The 20394-nt window shown below is 70.6% G+C and carries 18 protein-coding genes; 2 read left to right on the top strand and 16 right to left on the bottom strand.

The features are described from left to right. Window positions 1–26: 26 nt before the first annotated feature. The 7 genes from ACZ561_RS09500 to ACZ561_RS09470 form a co-directional block, all read right to left on the bottom strand. The gene (locus tag ACZ561_RS09500; RefSeq protein ID WP_470991552.1) at window positions 27–1256 is read right to left on the bottom strand and encodes an SUKH-4 family immunity protein; all 1230 of its coding nucleotides are present in this window, start codon (window positions 1254–1256) and stop codon (window positions 27–29) included. A 96-nt stretch (window positions 1257–1352) separates the two neighbouring features. Next, window positions 1353–2582 carry a multiple monosaccharide ABC transporter permease gene (mmsB, locus tag ACZ561_RS09495; RefSeq protein WP_470991549.1) on the bottom strand — a complete coding sequence of 410 codons (1230 nt, stop codon included), beginning with the start codon at window positions 2580–2582 and terminating at the stop codon, window positions 1353–1355. A gap of 9 nt (window positions 2583–2591) precedes the next feature. Next, a complete protein-coding gene (gene mmsA / locus ACZ561_RS09490) occupies window positions 2592–4151 on the bottom strand; it encodes a multiple monosaccharide ABC transporter ATP-binding protein (RefSeq protein ID WP_470991546.1) in 1560 nt (519 codons plus the stop codon). After that, complete coding sequence (gene chvE / locus ACZ561_RS09485) at window positions 4148–5269, bottom strand: multiple monosaccharide ABC transporter substrate-binding protein (RefSeq protein WP_470991543.1); 1122 nt, start codon at window positions 5267–5269, stop codon at window positions 4148–4150. Before chvE ends, mmsA begins: the two co-directional genes overlap by 4 nt. Window positions 5270–5272: 3 nt before the next feature. Continuing rightward, a complete protein-coding gene (locus ACZ561_RS09480; protein WP_470991540.1) occupies window positions 5273–6241 on the bottom strand; it encodes a hypothetical protein in 969 nt (322 codons plus the stop codon). A 130-nt stretch (window positions 6242–6371) separates the two neighbouring features. Then, window positions 6372–7328: a zinc-dependent alcohol dehydrogenase gene (locus ACZ561_RS09475; protein ID WP_470992945.1), complete on the bottom strand. Its 957-nt coding sequence runs from the start codon at window positions 7326–7328 to the stop codon at window positions 6372–6374. Between the two features lie 77 nt (window positions 7329–7405). Beyond that, window positions 7406–8299 (bottom strand): mandelate racemase/muconate lactonizing enzyme family protein, encoded by an 894-nt coding sequence (locus ACZ561_RS09470; RefSeq protein ID WP_470992942.1) that lies wholly within the window; start codon window positions 8297–8299, stop codon window positions 7406–7408. A gap of 159 nt (window positions 8300–8458) precedes the next feature. On the opposite strand from ACZ561_RS09470, the gene ACZ561_RS09465 reads away from it, so the two are divergent. Together ACZ561_RS09465 and ACZ561_RS09460 are read left to right on the top strand one after the other, a co-directional pair. After that, a complete protein-coding gene (locus tag ACZ561_RS09465) occupies window positions 8459–9229 on the top strand; it encodes an IclR family transcriptional regulator (protein WP_470991536.1) in 771 nt (256 codons plus the stop codon). Continuing rightward, on the top strand, window positions 9226–10068 hold the full coding sequence (locus tag ACZ561_RS09460) for an SMP-30/gluconolactonase/LRE family protein (RefSeq protein WP_470991534.1): 843 nt from the start codon (window positions 9226–9228) through the stop codon (window positions 10066–10068). The genes ACZ561_RS09465 and ACZ561_RS09460 overlap by 4 nt, the downstream gene beginning before the upstream one ends. A 140-nt stretch (window positions 10069–10208) precedes the next feature. On the opposite strand, the gene ACZ561_RS09455 is transcribed toward ACZ561_RS09460, so the two are convergent. From ACZ561_RS09455 to ACZ561_RS09415, 9 genes are all read right to left on the bottom strand, one after another. Further along, window positions 10209–11333, bottom strand: a complete 1125-nt coding sequence (locus tag ACZ561_RS09455; protein WP_470991531.1) for a pectinesterase family protein — start codon at window positions 11331–11333, stop codon at window positions 10209–10211. A gap of 104 nt (window positions 11334–11437) precedes the next feature. Then, the gene (locus ACZ561_RS09450) at window positions 11438–12721 is read right to left on the bottom strand and encodes a pectate lyase family protein (RefSeq protein ID WP_470991528.1); all 1284 of its coding nucleotides are present in this window, start codon (window positions 12719–12721) and stop codon (window positions 11438–11440) included. A gap of 2 nt (window positions 12722–12723) precedes the next feature. Then, window positions 12724–13533: a rhamnogalacturonan acetylesterase gene (locus ACZ561_RS09445; protein ID WP_470991525.1), complete on the bottom strand. Its 810-nt coding sequence runs from the start codon at window positions 13531–13533 to the stop codon at window positions 12724–12726. Next, window positions 13530–14870 (bottom strand): ABC transporter substrate-binding protein, encoded by a 1341-nt coding sequence (locus ACZ561_RS09440; RefSeq protein ID WP_470991522.1) that lies wholly within the window; start codon window positions 14868–14870, stop codon window positions 13530–13532. The genes ACZ561_RS09445 and ACZ561_RS09440 overlap by 4 nt, the downstream gene beginning before the upstream one ends. 38 nt (window positions 14871–14908) lie before the next feature. Further along, window positions 14909–16468 (bottom strand): glycoside hydrolase family 43 protein, encoded by a 1560-nt coding sequence (locus tag ACZ561_RS09435; protein ID WP_470991519.1) that lies wholly within the window; start codon window positions 16466–16468, stop codon window positions 14909–14911. Next, window positions 16465–17304 carry a DUF6807 domain-containing protein gene (locus ACZ561_RS09430; RefSeq protein ID WP_470991516.1) on the bottom strand — a complete coding sequence of 280 codons (840 nt, stop codon included), beginning with the start codon at window positions 17302–17304 and terminating at the stop codon, window positions 16465–16467. The genes ACZ561_RS09435 and ACZ561_RS09430 overlap by 4 nt, the downstream gene beginning before the upstream one ends. Next, on the bottom strand, window positions 17301–18464 hold the full coding sequence (locus ACZ561_RS09425; RefSeq protein ID WP_470991513.1) for a Gfo/Idh/MocA family protein: 1164 nt from the start codon (window positions 18462–18464) through the stop codon (window positions 17301–17303). The genes ACZ561_RS09430 and ACZ561_RS09425 overlap by 4 nt, the downstream gene beginning before the upstream one ends. Then, window positions 18461–19375, bottom strand: coding sequence for a carbohydrate ABC transporter permease (locus ACZ561_RS09420; protein ID WP_470991510.1), 915 nt, complete (start codon window positions 19373–19375; stop codon window positions 18461–18463). The genes ACZ561_RS09425 and ACZ561_RS09420 overlap by 4 nt, the downstream gene beginning before the upstream one ends. Next, window positions 19372–20310 carry a carbohydrate ABC transporter permease gene (locus tag ACZ561_RS09415; protein WP_470991507.1) on the bottom strand — a complete coding sequence of 313 codons (939 nt, stop codon included), beginning with the start codon at window positions 20308–20310 and terminating at the stop codon, window positions 19372–19374. Before ACZ561_RS09415 ends, ACZ561_RS09420 begins: the two co-directional genes overlap by 4 nt. Window positions 20311–20394: the final 84 nt, after the last annotated feature.

Genomic DNA, 20394 nt, shown 5'->3' with positions numbered 1-20394 from the left:
TGTCGGCGCGGTTGGACCGAGAGAGTTCAGAGCACCGCGCCCGCCTCGTCGTGGAACACCTCCGGCCAGTAGCGGTAGTCGTCATCGTCCTTCGCGGGGAGACAGGCGATCGGGTCGACCGAGGCGAGCGCCGAGACCATCGCGGCGGCGAGCGCGTGGTAGAAGTCGCCGAACCTGCCGGTCAGGTCGTGTTCGTCCGCGAACCCCTGCTGCCGGCTGTGCATCCAGACCGTGAAGGCCAGTGTGGAGAGGTCGGCATTCACCGGTGTGACCGTGTCGCCGTCGTACGTGAGGTAGTGGACCTCTCCCGTCGACCCGTCGACGACCACGTCGAAGTCGTGCATCAGACCCCCGACGACGAACAGGCGGTCGGCGTCGGGCGGCAGCGTGTCCGTGCCGTTCCACAGATGGCGGAGCCGAGGATCCTCCTTGGACCGCGCGCGGTCCTCGGGCAGCGGAAGCAGCAGCGTGTCCTCGTCGGCGAGGCCGAACATCCGGCCGTCCTTCGGCAGCCCGACCTCGGCCAGGAAGCGCCGTGTCGGCTCGTGCTCCAGCGCCGTCGGCAGGTTCGCCGGGTCGACCCGTACCACCCCTTCGGGCCCGAACTCCTCGTCCAGCAGATCCGCCGGCAGGTCGAGCCGCAGGCCCCCGCCCGGTCCGGAGACAAGGGGCAGGGGCCGTATCTGTGCCGTGATGCGCCAGAGAGCCGGGACCGCATGGTCCCACTCCGCCGGGTCGCCGGCCGTTCCCCAGCCGCCGTCGCCCCACTCCTCTTCCGTGAAGACGGAGAGCAGCAACCCGGTCGCCTCGCCGACCGCCTCGGCGCCGGTGCGCCCCGCCAGGCCGGCGAACCGGCCGCGAAGCCCGGTCAGTTCGTCGACTGCCGTCAGGAAACGCGCGAGCGCCGACAGCGACGGAGCGAGCGGATGCACCTCGGCGTACCGAGCCGAGCTCATGCGCAGGCTGAACACCCGCCCCGACGCGCCGTCGAGGACGACCTCCAGGGAGCTCCACTCGTCCGCGACCACCTCCCCGAGGGCCACCAGGCCCGCGATGTCCGGGTCCAGGTCCCCCGGATCGTCGCCCTCCTCGACCAGGTGCGACACCGTCACGACCCGGGACTCGGCCAGCCGCGCGAAGCCGATCACACTCCCGGAATCGGGCAGCCCCTCCTCCGTCAGCCGGCGCCGGGTCGGTTCGTGCGTGATCGCCGGATGGAGCGTGTGCTCCGGTACGAGAAGGGGCGTGCCCGTCATGCCTGTCTCCCTGTAGCGCCGGTGGTGATCTTCCGTCGTGGATCACCCTAGGACCGACCACCGGACATCGCCGCGAGGGAGGAGTGTGCGGCCCGCCTACGCCACCGACCGGCGCTTGTTCCAGACGTCGAAGCCGACCGCCGCGAGCAGGACGAGGCCCTTGATCACCTGTTGGTAGTCCGTGCCGATGCCCACCAGCGACATGCCGTTGTTGAGGACACCGAGCACCAGGCCGCCGATCACGGCGCCCGTCACCGTGCCCACTCCGCCGCTCATCGACGCTCCGCCGATGAAAGCGGCGGCGATGGCCTCCAGTTCGAAGTTGAGACCCGCCTGCGGAGTGCCCGCATTGAGCCGTGCCGCGTACACACAGCCCGCGAGCGCCGCCAGGACGCCCATGTTCACGAAGACCAGGAACGTGACGCGCTTGTCCTTCACGCCCGAGAGCTTGGCCGCCGCCTTGTTGCCGCCCAGGGCGTACACATGGCGTCCGACCACCGCATTGCGCATCACGTACCCCAGGCCGATCAACAGCACGCACATGATCAGCATGACGACCGGAACCCCGTGGAAGCTCGCCAGCGTGAGGGTGAAGGCCACGATCGCCGCCGCGATCGCCACGCACTTGAGCGCCCACAGTCCGGCGGGCAGCACGTCGAGCTCGTACGCCAGCTGGCGCTTGCGGTCGCGCCACTCGCGCAGCAGCAGGAAGACGACCGTGACGAGACCGAGGAACAGCGTCGGGTTGTGGTACTGCGTGTACGGGCCCATCTCGGGGATGAAGCCCTTGGCGATGTTCTGGAACCCGTCGGGGAACGGCGCCAGCGACCGGCCCTCCAGGAAGATCTGGGTGAGACCGCGGAACAGCAGCATTCCGGCGAGCGTCACGATGAACGACGGGATGCCGAGATAGGCGATGAAGTACCCCTGCCACGCGCCGGCGACCGCCCCGACCAACAGGGACAGCACCAGGGCCAGGACCCAGGGCATGTCGTGCCTGACCATCATCACCGCCGACAGGGCGCCGACGAACGCTGCCAGGGAGCCGACGGACAGGTCGATGTGGCCGGAGACGATGACGATCATCATGCCCATGGCCAGGATGAGGATGTAGCTGTTCTGCTGGATGAGGTTGGAGACGTTGTTCGGCAGCAGCAGTGTGCCGTCGGTCCATATCTGGAACAGGATGACGAGGAAGACGAGCGCGACGAGCATCCCGTACTGGCGCATGTTCGCCCGCACGCCCTGGAGGAGCAGGGCCCCGGCCGAGGGGCGCACCGGGTGCGCCGCCTTCGTCTCCGGTGCGGAAGGGGTCGTGGTGGTCATGGCGGGGCCTCAGCTTCTGCTCATGGTCATGTGACGCATCAGGGTTTCCTGGGTGGCGTCGGCACGGGCGACCTCACCGGTCAGCCGGCCCTCCGCCATCGTGTAGATCCGGTCGCACATCCCGAGCAGCTCCGGCAGCTCGGAGGAGATGAAGAGCACCGCTCTTCCCTGCGCGGCGAGCCGGTCGACGACGGTGTAGATCTCGTACTTGGCGCCGACGTCGATACCGCGCGTCGGCTCGTCGAGGATCAGCACCTTCGGGTCGGCGTGGATCCACTTGCTGAGCACGACCTTCTGCTGGTTGCCGCCGGAGAGCCGGCCGACCTGCTCGAAGACCGTGGGCGTCTTGATGTTCATGCTCGTGCGGTACCGCTCGGCGACCTTGCGCTCGTGGAACTCGTCGACGACTCCGCGCCGTCGCATCCCGGGCAGGGAGACCAGCGAGACATTGCGATGGACGGTGTCGGCCAGATGGAGGCCGTACTGCTTGCGGTCCTCCGTGACGTAGGCCAGTCCGGCCTGGATCGCCTCCGGTACGGTCCGCGTCGCCGTCTCCCGCCCGTCGATCTCCACGGTGCCCGCCGCGTACCGCCCGTACGAGCGGCCGAAGACGGACATGGCCAGCTCGGTGCGGCCCGCGCCCATGAGGCCCGCGATGCCGACGATCTCGCCCCGGCGGACCGTCAGCGACACATCGTCGACGACGGTGCGACGGGGGTCCGTCGGGTGGCGCACGGTCCAGCCGCGGACGGCCAGCGCCACCTGGCCGGCGTCCTCGCCCTCGTAGGGGGTGCGCTCCGGGAACCGGTGGTCGAGGTCGCGTCCGACCATGCCGCGGATGATCCGGTCCTCGGAGAGCTCCGGCGCCGCGTCCGCCGACGGACGCACGGGAAGCGTCTCGATGGTGCGGCCGTCGCGCAGGACCGTGACCTGGTCGGCGATCCGCCGGATCTCGTTCAGCTTGTGGGAGATGATGATGGAGGAGATGCCCTCGCGCCGCAGCTCCAGGATCAGTTCGAGGAGCTTCGCGCTGTCCTCGTCGTTGAGCGCGGCCGTCGGCTCGTCGAGGATGAGCAGCTTCACCTCCTTGGAGAGCGCTTTGGCGATCTCGACCAACTGCTGCTTGCCGACACCGAGTTCGCCTACCGGAGTGTGGGGGTTCTCGTGCAGTCCGACCCGCTTGAGGAGCCGGCCGGCGCTGCGCAGGGTGTCGTTCCAGTCGATGACGCCGCGACGGGTCTGCTCGTTGCCGAGGAAGATGTTCTCGGCGATCGACAGATGGGGGATCAGAGCCAGTTCCTGATGAATGATCACGATTCCGTGGCGTTCGCTCGCCCGGATGTCCTTGAAGGCCACCGGCTCGCCCTCGAAGCGGATCTCGCCCTCGTAGCTGCCGTGCGGATGGACGCCGCTGAGGACCTTCATCAGCGTGGACTTGCCCGCGCCGTTCTCCCCGCACAGGGCGTGGATCTCGCCCGCCCGTACGGTGAGGTTCACCTCGCTGAGCGCGGTGACGCCGGGGAACGTCTTGGTGATGGAGCGCATCTCCAGGACGGCGGGCCCGGTCATGAGAGCTGTCCCGCCGTGAAGTACCCCTCGCGGACCAGGAGCGAGGTGTTCGACTTGTCGATGCTGACCGGATCGAGCAGATACGACGGCACGGTCTTCTTGCCGTTGTCGTAGTCCTCGACGTTGTTGACCACGGGCTTCCTCCCGTTCAGCACGGCGTCGCCCATCGCCACCGCCTGGGCGGCGAGCTTGCGGGTGTCCTTGAAGACGGTCTGCGTCTGCTCGCCGCGGATGATGGACTTCACCGACGCCAGTTCGGCGTCCTGCCCGGTGACGACGGGCAGCGGCTGCCCCGCGGTCCCGTAACCGGCGCTCTTGAGGGCGGAGATGATGCCGATGGAGATGCCGTCGTACGGCGAGAGGACGGCGTCGACGCTCTCCTCGCCGTAGTTCTTGCTGATCAGGTCGTCCATCCGCTTCTGGGCGGTACCGCCGTCCCAGCGCAGCGTGGTGGCCTGGTTCATCTTCGTCTGCCCGCTGCGGACGACGAGCTGGCCGCTGTCGAAGTACGGCTGGAGCACCTTCATGGCGCCGCTCCAGAAGTACCGGGTGTTGTTGTCGTCCGGAGAACCCGCGAACAGCTCGATGTCGTACGGCTTGCCGGCGTTCTTCGCCGGTGCGCCGAGCTTCAGCCGCTCGACGATGTACGTCGCCTCCAGCTCGCCGACCCGCTCGTTGTCGAAGGACGCGTAGTAGTCCACGTTCTCGGTGCCCATGATCAGGCGGTCGTACGAGATCACGGGGATGCCGGCGTCGTGGGCGCGCTGCAGCACCTCGGTGAGCGCGGAGCCGTCGATCGCGGCGATCACCAGGAGCCGCCGGCCCTTGGTGATCATGTTCTCGATCTGGGCTATCTGGTTCTCGACCTTGTCGTCGCCGTACTGCAGATCGGTGTCGTAGCCGGCCTTCCGGAACTGCTTCGCCATGTTCTCGCCGTCGGCGATCCATCGCTCGGAGGCCTTGGTCGGCATCGCGAGGCCGATGGTGCCGCCCTTGCCGGCGTCGGGCTTGTAGCGGCTGCCGCCGCGGGCCTCCTGGCCGCAGGCGGTGAGGCCGCCGGCCAGGAGCACGGAGAGCAGGGCGGCCGCCGTGGCGGCGCGCAGAGTGCGGGTGGGCATGGGTCAGTTCCCTTCGGGGGCGGGGAAGCGGCGGAGGTCGCCGGGCAGCCGGGAGCCGAGCGGCGACATCCCGCCGTCGGCTCCGTGCCGGGCCAGCAGATCGAGCACGAGCCGTCCGCGCCGGACGCGTTCCCGGGCGGTGGCGAGAGTGTGCTCACGCAGATGGGCGCCGTACGGATAGATGCCGGGGGACTTGCTGAGCCCGAACTTGAGGTAGAGCGGCGCGCCCCGCCGGATCAGCTCGGCCGCCTCGTACATCCGGACGTACCCCCCGAGGTCGTCGGGGGCCTCCACATAGAGGTCCATGGGCGCGCGACTGGCCCGGCGGATCTCGGTGAGGTGGTCGAGGGTGAGGTCGGAGGGGACGTTGAGGGAGACCGCGCCGAGGCGCTCGTACACCGCGTACGAGGCGGGATTGACGGGGCCGATGAGCGCCGAGGCCTTGAACGTGATGTCGGCCGGCAGGGCGCCGGACTCCCGCATCCGGTGCAGCGTCCAGAGCACGCCCTCGTCGGCGACGAGCAGGCAGCGCACCCCCAAGTCGGCGGCGCGCAGGGCGTCTTCGACGCATCCGGCGAGTGCGTCGTGGCCCCGGGCCCGTAGCCCGGCGCCGCCCGAGTCGGTACGGGTGGCGGCGCCGATGTCCCATATGCCGCGCGGTCCGGTGAACAGGCAGAGCTCGACGGAGCGTTCGGCGCAGCTCTCCACCATCTCCGTGATCTCGGCGTCGGACAGCATCCAGACACCGCTGCCCTGACTGATCCGGTGCACCGGCAGGTCGAGCCGGGCGCTCTCCTTCAGGACGACGGCGAGCGCCTCCGGGCCCTCCACGGAAGGGATCTCGGTGCGCCACGTGCCGCCGTCGGGGAAGGCGTGAGGCGAGGCGTCGGCGGGATCGAGGGGCGGCACCGGATGGCCGATCCGCGCGAGCGCGTCGACGCCGGGGCGCCGGGGTGGGGAGGCAGCGGTCACGATCGTCCTTTGTTCGGTATATCGGACAGGGTTCGGTTCAGTGGGTGCACGGCGGTACGGGGCGTCAGGGCTCCCGCACCGCCGTACGGCTCGCGCGCGTGCGAACGGCGGGCGTGGCGGGCCGCGACGCTCAGGGGCGCAGCAGCACCTTGCCGGTCTCCGGATCGCCGCCGCCGACCAGCGCGACAGCCTCCGCGAATCGCTCCAGTGGGAACTCGTGGCTGATCAGCGGTGCGGGGTCGAGCAGCCCCAGACCGAAGGCGCGCACGGCATCGGCCCAGGCGGCCGACGGCGCCCCGAAGACGCTGCGGATCTCCAGCTGGCTGACCGAGAGATGCACGGGGTCGATACCGGTCGCCCCGGCCGCGAACATCCCGGTCAGAACGACCCGGCCGCCCCTGCGGGCGAGGAGACAGGCGGAAGCGGCCGTGGAGGGTGCCCCGGCGGTCTCCACGACCAGGTCGAAGCGGCCGAGCGAGGCGGCACCGGCCTCCTCGGGGCTCAGGGCCTCGCTCGCCCCGTGCCGCAGCGCCTGCTCGCCACGCGCCGCACGAGGGTCGACCGCGACCAGCTCGGCCGGCGAGGACGCGGCGAGCAGCTGGACGGCGAGCAGCCCGAGCGTGCCGGCGCCGACGACGGCCACGCGCTCACCGGGACGCGGCCGCCCCACCCGTATCGCGGCGGCGATCACGGCCGCGGGTTCGATGAGCGCGGCGGCACGCAGGTCGGCCCCGGGGGGCAGCAGGTGCAACAGCCGTGCGGGCACGACCAGATGGTCCGCGAAGGCGCCCGGCTCGGTGAAGCGGGTCTCCGCGTACCCCGCCGTGCACAGGCTGGTCTCCCCGCACCGGCACCGCTTGCAGGTCCCGCAGGCGCGAAAGCCCTCGGCGACGCAGCCCCGCCCCACGAGGGCGGGATCGACGCCTGCCCCGACGGCCTCCACTGTGCCGGCCCACTCGTGCCCAGGGGTGACCGGGTAGCGGACGTAGCCGGGCGCGCGGTGCCCGTCGTACACCTCGCGGTCGCTCATGCAGATCCCGGCGGCGGCGACCCGCACCCGTACCTCGCCGGGGCCGGGCTCGGGCATCTCCCGCTCCACGAGCCGGTGTTCACCGGGCGCCTCGACCACGACCGCCCGGCTGACCCCGGAGGCCTGCGGGCCGCTCACTTCGGGTCCCTCCGCTCCCAGCCCTCGGCCCACAGATCGAACCGGGCCCGCTGCTGGGGGAACTCGGCGGCGGCGTCCACGTCCAGCTCGACCCCGAGTCCCGGCGCGTGCGACACCTCGAAGCAGCCCGTCTCCGGATCGACCTGCGGCGCCCCGCGCACGACCTTCTTGATCTCGGCGTCCGCGAAGTCGTTGAAGTGCTCCAGGATCTTGAAGTCCGGTGTGCAGGCGGCCAGTTGCAGTGAGGCCGCGGTGAGCACCGAACCGCCCACGTTGTGCGGCGCCACCAGCATGTAGTGGGTCTCGGCGGTGGCGGCGAGCTTGCGGGTCTCCAGAATGCCGCCCATGTGTCCCAGGTCCGGCTGGATGATGTCGACCGCCTGCGACTCGAAGAGCTCCCGGAACTCGATCCGGTCGTGGATGCGCTCTCCGGTCGCGATCGGCAGGTCCACCTTGGCGGCGACCTTCTCCAGCGCCTTCAGGTTCTCCGGCGGCACCGGCTCCTCCAGCCACGCCGGCCGGAACGGCGCCAGCTCGCGCGCCAGTCGCACCGCCGTGGCGGGCGAGAACCGCCCGTGCATCTCCAGCATCAGCTCGGTGTCGGGCCCGATCGCGTCCCGGACCGCCTCGATCAGCGACACCGCGTACCGCGACTGCTCGGCGTCCAGCTCGAAGTGGCCGGTTCCGAACGGGTCGGACCCCGCGATGTGGTTGGCCTCGGCCTCGCGCAAGTACCCGACGAGCGCGTCGGTACGACCCAGCATCCGGGTCTCGCCGACCCCGGTCAGACCCTCGTCGGTGTGCACCTGGACGTAGGTGAGATTGCGCCAGGGTGTTGTGTGGTGATTCCCGTGATGCGCACGGTGCTGGCTCCCGGAGTTGTTCGATATTTCGTCACACGTTCGAAATGGTGGCGTGACCGTATTTGCGGGCCGCCATGGTGTCAATGGCCCGCACAACCATTGCCCGACGAACAGCCCCACCGCTAGCCTGCGTTCGCCATACCGATCGACGGTCGGAATATCGAACAAGAGGGGTGGGTGATGGTCATGGGACGCCTCGTTCCCGCGGTGGCCAGAGCATTCGACATTCTGGAGCTGTTCCTGCAGGGCGACGGAACGCTCTCCGCCCCCGAGATCACCCGCAGGCTCCAACTCCCGCGCACCACCACGCACGAGTTGCTCTCCACCCTCACCGCCCGCGCCTACCTGGTGCCCATACCGGAACAGCCGGGTCGTTACCGCCTCGGCGTGCGCACCTACCAGCTCGGCAGCCGCTACGCCGAGCAGCTCGACCTCGCCGCCGAAGGGCAGAACGTGGCCCGCGAGGTCGCCGAGACCTGCGACGAAACCGTCCATGTCGCGATCCTGGAGGACACGGACGTCATCTACATCGCCAAGGTCGACTCCACCCATGCCGTCCGCATGGTCTCGGCCGCGGGCCGCCGGCTGCCCGCCCACTGCACCGCCGTCGGCAAGATGCTGCTCGCCGCCCTCCCCGAGGACGAGCTCGACGCCCGCATCGAGGGCCGCGACCTGGTCGGCATGACCCCCGACAGCATCACCGAGCCGGACGCCCTGCGGGCCGCCCTCGCCGAGATCCGCGCGCGAGGGACCGCGAGCGAGCACCAAGAATCCAACCCCGATGTCAGCTGTGTCGCCGCCCCCGTGCGCGACCGCGCCGGCCGGGTCGTCGCCGCCCTGTCCATCTCCGCCCCCATGATCCGCTGGAGTGAGCAGCGCGAAGGTGAACTGGCCGAACTCGCCGCCAAGGGCGCCGCCGACCTCTCCCTGCGCCTCGGCCACCGGGGCGGACGGTGAAGACCGAGGTCGCGGTATGCGAGGACGCCGAACTCGGCGAGGGGCCCACATGGGACACCGCCGGCGAGCGGCTCCTCTGGGTCGACATCCTCGGCCGCCGCGTCCACACCTACGAGCCGGCGAGCGGCCGCCGCTCCGTGTTGGCCGTCGACCAGCACATCGGGGCGGTGAAACCGCGCGTCGGCGGCGGACTCGTCGCCAATCTCCGGGACGGCATCGGCCTCTACTCCGCCGACGGCGCCTTCTCCTGGCTCCGCCACGACCCCGTACCCGGACGGCGCGGCAACGACGCCGCCGTCGCCCCCGACGGCAGCCTGTGGGCCGGAACCATGCGCTACGACGAGGAGGCCGGCGGCGGCAACCTCGTCCGGACAGCCCCCGACGGCGCCACGACCACCCTCCTCGACAAGGTCACCATCAGCAACGGCGTCGGCTGGAGCCCCGACCACACCCTCACCTACTACATCGACACCCCCACCCGCCGCGTGGACATGCTGCGCGTCGAGGACGGACACGTGGTCGAGCGCCGGGAGTTCGCGACCGTCGAGGAGGGCGCGGGTTTCCCCGACGGACTCGCCGTGGACGCCGAAGACTGTGTCTGGGTCGCGCTCTGGGACGGCGGAGCCCTGCGCCGCTACACCCCGCGCGGCACGCTCGACCGGATCCTCCCGCTTCCCGTGGCCCGACCGACCGCCTGCGCGTTCGGTGGCCCCGGACTGCGCGATCTGTACGTCACCACGGCCCGCACGGGCCTGCGGGAGCCCGAGCCGGACGCCGGCTCGCTGCTCGTCCTGCCCGGCATCGGTGAAGGACTGCACGCCACCCCGTTCGCCGGCTGACCGGCAACCGCTCACCACCGGGCGGCACCGGCGGCCTCCCCGGGAACGACAAGCGGGGAGGGGCACCCGCCGGAGGACCCCTCCCCACGTCACTGTGCCGAGCGCGACGGTCGGTACGTCGCCGGCACGTTCACCGACCGTCAGTTCATGGTCGAACCGGTCCGCCCGGGCGTCCAGTCGCCCAGATACGCCGACGCGGTCGCCGACTCGGCCTGCACCGCCGTGAGCTGGGGCCGGTTCTCCGGGACGGTGATCGCCGCGCCGGGGCCCGTGTTGCGGTACTCGGCGAACCGCTGGGCCTGCCACGGATAGGCGTCGCGCATGTTCGCGTACGGAGCGACGGCGTCGACGCCCGGCCCCAGGACGCTGTCGCGGACCACGAGCGCGGGCCAGGCGGTGGGGTCCGAGCTCGGCACCCACGGGCGGGCCAGCTTGTAGTAGCCGTCAGGCGCCTCGGTCGTCACCCGGCAGCGGGTGGCCAGGAAACCGTACGGGTTGGCGCCGGCGGTGGACGGGGCGAAGACGAAGCCGTGCGGTGCGGAGGTCAGATCGCTGCGCAGCAGCGTACGGAAATGGCAGTGCTCGAACACCGCACGGGCGCGGCCGAAGACGAAGTCGACGTCACCCTCGACATAGCAATGGGCGAAGTACTGGCGGGCGACGGCGGCCAGGGACATCGAGTCGACGTACAGCGTGTCCTGGTGGCCGAGGAACCGGCAGTGCAGGAAGGACGACCGGTCGCCCTGCACCTTGATCGCCACCGCCTGGGTGCCGGGGTTCCCGGGGAGGTCGGTGCGGAGGAAATCGTTGGCGAAGGTGATCCAACGGGCGGCGAAGCCGTCCGCCTGGACGGTGGTCGTGGCCGAACCGGAGGTGCCGAACGTCGTGCCGTCGGGGCGAACCGTGCCTGCCGCGTTGTCGTACACGACGACCACGTCGCGGGGGTCCTCGCTCGCCCCGATCCACGTCATGCCGGTCGCGGCCGCGCCGACCGCGACCGTCTCGCGGTACGTGCCGGGGGCGATGACGACCGTCCGGCCGGAGCCGCTCGCCGCGGACACCGCGGCCTGGACGCTCGTGTGGTCGCCGAGCCCACCGGGGTGGACGTACAGGGTGCGCTCGGTCAGCCGCCGGGAGGGCGAGCCGAAGCGGCCGAACGGCCGCGCGGAACGGGCGGCGGCGGCCGTGGGGACGGCGGCGACGGCGAGGGAGAGCGCCGCCGCGGTGCCCGCGGTCAGCAGCGCACGACGACTGGGCGGAGGCATGGCAAAGAGCTCCTTCATCGAAGGGTGCGAAAAGAAGAGGGGGACGGAGCGGGAGGCGGGGCGGAGGCCGGACGGGTGGCCACGGTGGGCCGCCCCGCCTCCGGTCAGCAGATCCGGCCCGCGCCGGCGCGGTGGTCGACCAGGCCGGGCAGGGCCTGCGGGGCGTCGACCCGGCCGCGCAGCACCGGAGTCCAGCCGGCTCCGTCGCGCAGGATCTCGCCCGGGAACTCCGTGTTGTGGACCGCGAGCAGATCGACGGGCCGGCCGTTGACGAGGTTCCCCACCGTCGTGACCGGGGCGTCCTTCCACTTCTTCAGGATCGTCCCCACGCCGACGCCCGTGGGCACCGTGAACGCGTTCTTCTCGGCGACGAGTTGGGACTCCTGACCGACACCGAGGCTGTACGCGTAGCCGGAGGCCGGCACCACGAAGTGGTTGTTGTACACGTCGACCTTGCCGAAGCGGACCCGGGGCGCCCGCTCGATCACGTTCTTGAAGAGGTTGTGGTGCAGGGTGACCCGCAGCTTGTCGCGGTCGGTGGCGCCCGCGCTGTCGCTGTTGCCGATCATCAGCGTCTTGTCGTGGTCGGCGAAGACGTTCCAGGACGCGGTCACCAGATCCGCGCCGCGCACGATGTCCAGCTCGCCGTCGTGCTGCTGGTAGACCTCGCCGTAGTACCTCGGCAGCGAACTGTCCGGGTGCGCGCCGTCGGTGAACGTGTTGTGGTCGATCCAGACGTGCGTGGAGCCGTAGACGACCATGCTGTCGTACTCGGAGTTCCATGCACCGGTCGCACCGTCGGTGGGGTCCCACTGCGGGAAGCAGTCGAGCGGGCTCTCCAGCGTCAGGTTCCGGACCACGACGTTGTCGACGCCCTGGATCTGCAGGCTGCCGCCGACGATCCCGGCCTTCCTGCCGACCCCGACGACGGTCGTGTTGGCGGGGACGTACGCCTTGATCGCCTTGCCCTGGCTGGTCGCGGAGGCCGCCCGCAGATCCTCCTGCGGGCCGCTCACAGTCGTCTCGTACCCCCAGACCGCCGGGTCGTAGTCCGCGAGATAGCGGTCGAAGTCGTAGCCCGGTGCCTCGAAGGCCGAGCATCCCGCCGCCGTCGCGTTCAGCGTCCCCACGATCTTCACGATCCTCGGTGCGGTCCCCGGCACGGCGAGCGCGGCCCGGAACTGCTCCCAGGTCGTGACCGTGAAGACCCGCGAGGCGTCGGCCGCCGCGCCGCCGCTCGTCCCCGCGCCCTCCGACGCCCAGCCGTCCCCGGCCGGCAGGGTCTGACGGGCGGGATCGCTCGCCGCCCGCGCGACGCCGGTGGGACCGGTGATGCCCAGGACGAGGGCGGTCGCGCCCACCAGCCAGAGGCTCTTGTGTCGTCTCACGTTCAACTCTCCTCGGAATCGGGCCAGGTGACCCACTCGGTGGGGATCTCTTCGTCGATGCGGTGCGTGTCGCGCGGGGCGAGCACCCGGGTGTGCAGCAGCTCGGCCGCGACCAGCCGTGCCACGGCGATGGCCCCCGGCGGGTTGAAATGGGTGTTGTCCTGCTCGGCCGGCGTCCAGTTGAAGTACGTCTTGGTCGTCTCGGGGCCGAGCTTCTGCCACAGCGCCAGGGACAGCTCCTGGATGTCGAGGAGGTCGACTTCCTCGTCCCGGGCGACCTCCCGCATCGCGGCCGGGTAGTCCCCGAGCGTCCGCAGCGCCGTGCCGTCGGCGTCGAACCTGCGCCGTTCCACGGAGGTGGCGAGCACGGGCCGCGCACCGCGCTCCCGCGCCTGCGAGACATACCGGAGCAGGTTGTCCTGGTAGGTGCTCCAGGGCTCGGTGTAGCGGGTGGGGTCGGTGTCCTTCTGGTCGTTGTGGGCGAACTGGATCAGGAGGAGGTCGCCGGGCCGGATCACCTCGAGGATCGCGTCGAGCCGGCCCTCGTCGATGAAGCTCTTCGTGCTGCGGCCGTTGATGGCGTGGTTGGCGACCGTCACGTCCTTGTGCAGGAAGAAGGGGAGCGCCATGCCCCAGCCGGTCTCGGGTGCTGCGTCGGCGTACTTCTGGGCGGCCGTGGAGTCGCCGGCGATGAACAGGGTGCGCATACGGGGCTTTCCTCGGGAGGGGGCGGCGTGTGCGGTGGGTGCAAGGACCGGGGCGAGCACGAGACCCGCCCCGGCCGTGAGGATCCGCCGTCGGGCGACGGTCACTTGTTCTGCGACTTCCACTCGGCCTGTGCCGTGTTCAGCTGCTCGGCCAGGCCGTCCAGGAACTCCTTGGCGGAGGACTTTCCGAGCAGGACCTTCTGGAAGCCGGGCTCGTTGTCGGCCTTGGAGATGGTGTTCCAGTCGGGCAGGTAGTACGGCAGCTGGATGATCGTCGCCTTGCCGCTGAACAGCACCTCGGCGGCCAGCTTCGTCGGCTCGGCCTTCTGGATCCAGGCGTCCTTGGCGGCCTCGGTGTGGGCGGGGATCGCGCCGGCCGACTCGTTCCACTTGCTGTTGGAGGCGTGCGACGCGGCGAACTCGATGAACTTCCAGGCCGCCGCCTTGTTCTTGCTCGACGAGAACAGACCCAGACCGTCGACCGGGTTGGACACCATGACCCGGGCGCCGTCGTCGGTCGTCGGGTTCGGGATGCCGCGGAACTTCTCGGTGCCCAGTGCCTTCACATGGTCCTGGTACGACCCCAGGTTGTGGTTGAGCATCCCGATCTCACCGCTGTCCCACTGGGCGACCATCTTGGTGAAGTCGTTGTTGACGTCCGCCGCCGGGGTGTTCTTCTTGAACAGCCCCACGTACTTCTCCAGGGCCGCCACGTTCTTCGGATCGTTGACGGTGGTCCTGTCGCCGTTCCAGAAGCTGGTGATTCCGCTCTGGCCGTACATGGCGTCCAGGGCCTGGGCGATGGAGCCCGCGCCGCCGCGGATCGTGTAGCCGAACTTGTTCTTGTCCTTGGCGGTCAGCTTGTCGGCCGCCGCGTAGAACTTCGACCAGGTGTCGGGTTCGTCGAGACCGGCGGCCTTGAACAGGTCGGTGCGGTAGTAGAGGACACCGTTGCTCGCCGAGGTCGGGACCGTGAAGAGCTTGTCCTGACCGCCCGCGGACTTCACGCTGTCGACCATGCCCGCGTTGAGCTTGCCGTTGAGCGAGCTGGACGCGATGCGCGCGTCCAGCTGCTCCAGCGCGTTCTGCGCGGCGATCCCGGCGAGCATCGCCGCACCGACACCACCGACGTCCGGCAGGCCGCCGCCCTGGATCGCGGTGTCGTACTTCGACTGGACCTCCTTGGAGGCGACCCCGACGTACTCGACGTCGATGTCGGGGTTCGCCTTCTCGAAGTCCGCGATGATCTCCTTCCAGACATCGGTGCGGACACCGCCGTTGTTGTCCCAGAAGGTGATCTTTCCCTTGCCCGATCCCTCGGTGCCCTTGTCTCCGGCCGCGCCGCTGCCGTCGTCACCGCAGGCGGTGGCGGTCAGGGCGAGGACGGTCGACAGGGCCAGGGCGCTGGCGGCTCTGCGCCGCCCGCCGCGGAAGATGGTCATCGTCGGCTCTCTTCTCTCGGATGTCGTGCGTTGCGGGTTCAGGAGGGGGTGATACGGAACGAGGTGAACGCGGCCGTGCCCGCCGGGCCCCCCGCGCCCGAAGGGGCGGCGGCGAACAGACCGAGCAGGGCGCCGACCCAGCGCCAGGGCGTGGCGGCGAAGACCTGCCCGCTCACCACGAAGCCGTCGGAGCCCTCGGCGCCGTCGTCGACGGAGTGTGAGAACCGGCAGCGGGCCCCCGACAGCAGGTCGATCCGCAGCCTCACGCGGCTGCCGGGGACCGGCAGGGACGGCGCCGCGTCCCGCTCACGGTCGGCGTTCAGAGGGGCGAAGCGGTGCACGAAACGGACCGTGCCGTCCGTCTCGCGGCGCAGCCCGATCCAGCTGTAGGCGTCGCCGAGCACCACCAGACCGGCCCGGGCGCCCGGCTCCTCGCTGTCGAGCCGCAGCTCGACCTCGACGCTGCCGGGGCGTGCGGGCAGCCGCTGCGTCAGGATGTGCGGCATCGTCCGGAGGTCGGCGATGCCCTCCGTACGGTCGCAGTTCAGCCGCAGTCCGTCGCCCCCGTGCTGGGTGGCCCAGCCGTCCCGGGGGTTGGCCGTCCACTGCCATTGGCGCCCGAACCGCCCGCCCGGGAAGTCGTCGTCGACCGCGGGCGCGGAGACCGGCTGAGGCGGCAGCGCCGGCTTGGTGTGGACGCGGACGGGAGCGCCCGCGTCCCCGAGCACCGGCCAGCCGTCCTCGTCCCAGCGCATCGGCTGGAGGTGGACGAGCCGGCCGTACGCCCCGCACTGCTGGAAGTGCACGAACCAGTCCTCGCCGCCCGGGGTACGTACCCAGCCGCCCTGATGCGGGCCGTTGACGTCGGTGTCGCCCTGCTCCAGGACGACCCGTTCCTCGTACGGTCCGAAGAAGTCACGCGACCGCAGCGCGCCCTGCCAACCGGTCGCCACACCGCCGGCCGGGGCGAGGATCCAGAACCAGCCGTCGTGGCGGTAGAGCTTGGGCCCTTCGAGGGTGAACCACCCAGGGATCGTGTCGGCGTCGACGATCGTCCTGCCCTCGTCGAGGAGACCGCCGCCGTCGGGGCTCATCCGGTGGCCGGTCAGCCGGTTGCTGATGCCCGAACGGGACTTCGCCCAGCCGTGCACGAGATAGGCCTCGCCGGTCTCCTCGTCCCACAGGGGGCACGGATCGATCAGGCCGCGACCCGCCTTGACGAGCTGCGGGATGCTCCACTCCCCGCGTACGGAAGGGGAGTTGGTCTGCCAGATGCCGTGGTCCGGGTCGCCCCAGAAGATCCAGAACCGGCCGTCGTGGTGGCGCAGCGAGGGCGCCCACACTCCGCCGTCATGCCGGGGCGAGGCGTACGCGGCCTCCGGCGGCAGCCGGTCAAGAGCATGTCCGACGAGCGTCCAGTTGACCAGGTCGCGGGAGTGCAGGAGCGGAAGGCCGGGGGACCGGCCGAAGCTGGAGGCGGTGAGGTAGTAGTCCTCGCCGACCCGCAGCACGTCCGGGTCGGACCAGTCCGCGGCCAGGATCGGATTGCGGTATGTCCCGTCGCCGAGGTCCCCGGTCGGCAGCGCGGTCGCGGTCACGCCGTCACCGCCTTGCGGACGAGGGCAGCGGCCGCGTCCCGGTCGAGCCGCCCGTCGGCCACGACCGTCACCACCCGCCGTACCACCGCCGCACCGTCCGCGACCGTCAGCCGGTCGGCGAAGGCGAGGGAGGAGCCCACACCCGGGTACTCGGCGGCGCGCACGAACCACGGGTCGCGCCGGGTCTCCTCCGTGGCTCCGGCGAAGATCAGCGTCCAGCCCTGCCCCGCGAGCGCGACCCAGTCGGCCGCCCGTCCGTGGACGGACCGCTCGCCCTCCGCGTCCGCGCCGAACACCTCGGGGGAGGCGCCCTCCAGAGGTGCTCGCCAGAAGAAGCCGCCGTAGGCGGCGCCGGGCCGCCCGTTGGTGGCGGGGCTGCCGATGGACAGCTCCTCGCCCGACACATTGGCGAGGGAGAAGGTGAAGTCGAGTGCCCACGCGGAGTCGGTGAGCGCCGTGGCCGAGACGGTCCGGTGCTCCCGCAGCAGGGTGCGCTCGCCGGCCACCCAGACCAGCTCCTCGACGAAGCCGTCCGGGTCGCGGAGTTTGAACCCCTCGTGCCGCTGGACGCCGTGGTTGTCGAGCGCGACCGGCCCCTGGTCGCGGACGAACGTGCGCCCGCCCCAGAAGTTGAACCCGGCGACATCGGGGACGGCGACCCCCGCCCCCAGGTGGTGCGGATGGTCGGCGGGCAACTGCTCGGTGACCTCGACACCCGCCAGGGTGGAGACAGGGTGCAGATAGGGACGGGGGGAGTGGTCGGCCGCCAGATCGGGGCGCAGGACGTAGCGGGCGACCGCACGGCCGGCGCAGCGCAGCACCATGGGTTGGTTCATCGGGCATCCGCCTTCGGGGTCAGGGACCAAGGGGGAGCGAGCTCGGAGTAGAGGCTGAGGGTGTCGGCGCTCGCCGCGACGAGCCCGTCGACACCGGAGACCACCCGGCGGGAGGCGCTCTCGCCCGGCTCGGTGCGCCAGCACTCGCCCGGCAGCTCCACGGGGTCCGGCGCGGTACGGATCGCCTCGACGACCCGCATGAACGCGCCGGTCTCCTCCGGCGGCACGCACAGCGCCTCGCCGTCGGTCAGATGGGCGACCAGGTTCTCCAGCAGGTCGGTGCGGCCGTACACGGTCTCCACCGGGCCGTGGCCACCACGCTGGAGCAGGACCCGGTCGTCCTTGTACCAGAGCGTGATTCGGCCCCGTGTGCCGTGGACGATCACATACGGCTCGGAGGCGGTCTCGGCGCAGAGCGTCGCCGCGACCGTGACCTGCGTGCCCTGCGCGGTGACGATCCGGACGCTGGAGGTGTCGTCGGACTCGATGGCGTTCGCGCGCAGCAGCTCCGTCTCGATGTGCTCGACGTCCTCCGCCCGGGTGCTGCCCGCGAGTGCGAGCGCGGTGGCGACGGCATGGGCGAGCGGGTTGGTGAGCGCCCCGTCGACCACGTCCACGCCGTCGAGGCGCCGGTGCCCCGCCCAGGGAGCGCGCCGGAAGTACGCCTCGTCCCGCACCCATGCCCCGGCTCCTCCGACGCCGAGGAGCTCACCGACAGCGCCCTCCTCGATGAGCCGGCGGATCGCGGGGACGGCGTGCGAGCCGAGCGACTGGAAGCCGATCTGGCACGCCACACCGGCCTTCGCGACCCCGTCCGCCATCCGGCGGAACTCCGCGTACGAAGGGGCCGGCGGCTTCTCCAGGAGCACATGGGCCCCGTGCCGGGCGGCGGTCAGCGCCAGGTCGGTGTGCGTCTGGATCGGCGTGCAGATGACAGCGATCCGTGCCCCGGTGGAGGCGAGCAGCGCGTCGAAGTCGGAGGACTGCTCCGGCGTACCGAAGCCGCCCAACTCCTCCGCGTCCAGGGGGCGCAGCTCGCAGACGCCCGCGAGGCGCACCAGGCCGAGCCGTTCGAGCCGGTTGATGTTGACCAGGTGCGAGCGGCCGTGACCGCGGGCCCCGGCGAGGACCACGGGCAGCGGGGTGCGTACCTCGCTCATCCCTTCACCGCCCCCGCGCTGAAGCCGGTGACCAGCCACTTCTGGATGAAGGCGAAGACGATGACGACCGGCACGGCCGCGATCACACCGCCGGCGGCGAGCGCTCCGAGGTCGACGCTGTCGGCGCCCATCAGCGTGTTGAGGCCGACCGGGATGGTCTGCTTGTCCTGGCTGCTGAGGAACATCAGCGCGAAGAGGAAGTGGTTCCAGGAGTGGACGAAGGCGAAGGAGCCGACGGCCACCAGACCCGGCCGCAGCAGCGGGAGCACGACGATACGAAAGGCCGTGAACCGGCTGCAGCCGTCGACCCAGGCCGCCTCCTCGAGCGAGTACGGCACGTTCTTGATGAATCCGCTGATCAGGATCATCGACAGGGGCAGCTGGAAGACCGTCTCCGCGATGATGACGCTGCCCAGCGAGTTGATCATCCGCAGATTCGCGAAGATCTGGAAGAGCGGCACGAGCAGCAGCGCACCCGGCACGAACTGGGAGCACAGAAGGGCCAGCATGAACCCCTTCTTGAGCCTGAAGTCGAAGCGGGCCAGGGCGTAGCCGCCGGCCAGCGCGACAACCGTGGTCGTGACCAGCGTGGCCAGGCCGATGAGCAGGCTGTTCTGGAAGAAGATCGCGAAGCTGCGCTCGTTCCACACCTTCTCGAAGTGCTCGGTCGTCATCGGCCAGGGCACGAGAGAGGTGGAGCCCGCCGGGCGGACGGCGAAGAGCAGGACCCAGTAGAAGGGGACGAGGGTGAAGAGCAGGTAGATGCCGAGCGGGAGATAGATCTGCCAGCGGGGGACCTCGTCCCAGGCGCGCCGCCGCCTGCGGCCCGCGGACGGGGGCGTGGCCGGCGGTGGTGGCGCCTGGGCCGCGGGGCCTGCGGCCGTGTCGGGGGTGGTGACCTCGACTGTCACTTGCTCTCGCCTCCGAACTTGCTCAGGCGCAGATAGACCATCGAGCAGAAGAGAAGGATCACGAACGCCACCGTCGTGAGGGCGGAGGCGTAACCGAAGTTGTGGGCGTCGACACTGGTGTTGGCGATGTACAGCGGCAGGGTGGTCGTCTCGCCCGCGGGACCGCCGCCCGTCAGGGTGTAGAGCAGGTCGACGTTGTTGAACTCCCACACCGCGCGCAGCAGCGTGGACAGGATGATGGCGTCCTTCAGGTGCGGCAGTGTGATGTGGAAGAACTGCCGCAGCCGGCCCGCTCCGTCGACCTCGGCCGCCTCGTACAGGTCCTTCGGTACGGACTGGAGGTCGGCGAGGATGAGGATCGCGAAGAAGGGGACACCGCGCCACAGGTCGGCGACGACCACCGCCGGGAAGACCGTTGCCGTGTCCGAAAGCCAGGACGTGCCGTACTCGCCGATCCCCATGTCCGCGAGGTAACGGGTGATGCCCGTCTGGGAGTTGTAGAGCAGCACCCAGATCGCCGAGGTCAGCACCCCGGAGACCGCCCACGGGGAGAAGACCAGGGCCCGGCCCACCGCGCGGCCCACGAAGGTCTGGTTGACGATCAGGGCGAGCGCCAGCCCGAACAGCAGCTGGAGGGTCACCTCGACGGCCACCCACTTCAGCGAGAAGGTCAGCGTCCCCCAGAAGTGCGGGTCCTCGGTGAAGATGCGCGTGAAGTTGTCGAAGCCCGCGTAGCCGTTCCGCCAGGGCTTGGTGGGGTTGTAGTGCTGGAGGCTGTAGTAGAAGACGCTGAGCACCGGGTAGGCGATGAAGCCCAGCATCAGCAGCCCCGCGGGGGCGATCAGGAGATACGGCAGCCGGCGTGGCGTCGCTCCCGTGCGGCGTCGCCCAGGTGCCTTGGCGGCCTTGGGTGGTGAGGTCACAGCTGAGGCCATGACGGCGGCTCCGATCTTGGCGTGAAGCGCTTCGCAGACAGTGTTCGAAATACCGAACCCATACGGACGGGGAGTTGCGGTCGG

This window comes from Streptomyces sp. NPDC039609 (genome assembly GCF_055596705.1).
Note: the sequence above shows the minus strand (reverse complement) of the source record. Positions and strands in the feature narration are given on the sequence as shown.

Bases quoted from the DNA above. Each gene is read 5' to 3' on its own strand.
- ACZ561_RS09475 (WP_470992945.1), bottom strand. From the start codon at position 7,328: ATGCCCGAGCCCGGCCCCGGCGAGGTACGGGTGCGGGTCGCCGCCGCC.
- ACZ561_RS09465 (WP_470991536.1), top strand. From the start codon at position 8,459: ATGGGACGCCTCGTTCCCGCGGTGGCCAGAGCATTCGACATTCTGGAG.
- ACZ561_RS09440 (WP_470991522.1), bottom strand. From the start codon at position 14,870: ATGACCATCTTCCGCGGCGGGCGGCGCAGAGCCGCCAGCGCCCTGGCC.
- ACZ561_RS09500 (WP_470991552.1), bottom strand. From the start codon at position 1,256: ATGACGGGCACGCCCCTTCTCGTACCGGAGCACACGCTCCATCCGGCG.
- mmsA (WP_470991546.1), bottom strand. From the start codon at position 4,151: ATGACCGGGCCCGCCGTCCTGGAGATGCGCTCCATCACCAAGACGTTC.
- ACZ561_RS09415 (WP_470991507.1), bottom strand. From the start codon at position 20,310: ATGGCCTCAGCTGTGACCTCACCACCCAAGGCCGCCAAGGCACCTGGG.
- ACZ561_RS09455 (WP_470991531.1), bottom strand. From the start codon at position 11,333: ATGCCTCCGCCCAGTCGTCGTGCGCTGCTGACCGCGGGCACCGCGGCG.
- ACZ561_RS09425 (WP_470991513.1), bottom strand. From the start codon at position 18,464: ATGAGCGAGGTACGCACCCCGCTGCCCGTGGTCCTCGCCGGGGCCCGC.
- ACZ561_RS09430 (WP_470991516.1), bottom strand. From the start codon at position 17,304: ATGAACCAACCCATGGTGCTGCGCTGCGCCGGCCGTGCGGTCGCCCGC.
- chvE (WP_470991543.1), bottom strand. From the start codon at position 5,269: ATGCCCACCCGCACTCTGCGCGCCGCCACGGCGGCCGCCCTGCTCTCC.
- mmsB (WP_470991549.1), bottom strand. From the start codon at position 2,582: ATGACCACCACGACCCCTTCCGCACCGGAGACGAAGGCGGCGCACCCG.